The 803-nt window shown below is 49.2% G+C and carries 1 protein-coding gene and 1 pseudogene; both read left to right on the top strand.

Translation table 11 applies throughout. The features are described from left to right. Nucleotides 1-413: proprotein convertase P-domain-containing protein (locus tag R7Q11_RS25660; protein WP_225466938.1), on the top strand; the 413-nt coding region annotated here is incomplete at its 5' end. A gap of 5 nt (nt 414-418) precedes the next feature. Continuing rightward, nucleotides 419-803: pseudogene (locus R7Q11_RS25655) on the top strand (DUF1566 domain-containing protein); the annotation flags it as partial.

Genomic DNA, 803 nt, shown 5'->3' with positions numbered 1-803 from the left:
TTGCCGTTTATCTCGATATCGAACACGCGAATTTAGCGGATTTACACATCACGTTGACGTCGCCACAAGGCCAGTCTGTAGTGCTGTTTAACCATCAGCCGAGTCAATCGGGTGGGTTTAAGGGCTATTTCACGGTTCAGCACGATTCAGAGCTGCAAGGGTTGGTTGGAGAGCCTAGTTGGGGAACGTGGCGACTAGAAGTCTCCGATCGGGTGGTCGGCAACTCGGGCGCACTAAAAGCGTGGGGTGTGAGTCACTTTAACCAGTATCAGTGCGGTGCTGATACCACTTCGAAAAGCAACGGCAATGGCTCGGGTGGGAGTAGCTCACCTTGGGCGCTCTTTGGCTTGCTTGTGCTTTCAATGTTGAGAGTGGTTCGCTCTCGTAATAACGATTCATCAAAAAGAAGATAAGACCTATGAAGTTTCAATATTCTCTCATTGCAGTCTCACTGGCCCTTGTTGGTTGTGGTGGCGGTTCTGGTGGTGGTGACGCAACGGCGCCAAGTTACAACGTAGCGGGAACCATTTCTGCGAAAGGTACGTTGTTAGATACACCAGTGTGTATCGATCTCAACCAGAACTTTGTGTGTGATGCGACTGAGCCGAGCACAAAAAGTAATAACGCAGGTGAGTTCTCGATTACCTCGACAAACAAGAACATTTTAACCAGTCCAATTTTGGCTCAGGTTGACCAAGGCGATGAGCTCACACTGAACATGATGACGCCGGGACGTGGTTTGAGTAAAGGTAACGACATTAATGGCGTTACCACATTAATCGCGGCGCTGGTTATTGATGGTA

The sequence above is a fragment of the Vibrio sp. 970 genome (assembly GCF_033339075.1).
The sequence above is the reverse complement of the archived record's forward strand: the minus strand, read 5'-3'. Positions and strand labels throughout refer to the sequence as shown.